Here is a 273-nt window from a genome sequence, read left to right as displayed (position 1 = left end):
AGGTACGGCTGATTTCACTTTTCCAGTCCAGCAGGTCTGTAGCCGCCAGGGTGTCATCGGTCGTACTGGTTGTTGCGGTGTTGTAGTTGTCACTGGCCGCTCCCTGGCTGTTTGAACGCAGGCGCTCGAACATGTCGTAGACCAGAATGCCGGCTTGGGAACGCAGATAGGCAGCGTTGTTTTCTTGTAAGGCCCGGGTTTGTAGTCCGGCCAGTCCGAGCAGGCCAATGGACACAATCACGATAGATACCAGTACTTCAATCAGTCCAAAGC

Annotated in this window: 1 protein-coding gene; it reads right to left on the bottom strand. The window is 54.6% G+C overall.

Going from position 1 to position 273, the window contains the following annotated elements; translation table 11 throughout:
• The coding region (gene pilV / locus Q4563_RS19810; protein ID WP_303605737.1) for a type IV pilus modification protein PilV at positions 1–273 on the bottom strand (273 nt) is incomplete at both ends.

The organism is Gilvimarinus sp. 1_MG-2023, from assembly GCF_030548285.1.
This window is presented reverse-complemented; position numbering and strand designations above follow the sequence as displayed.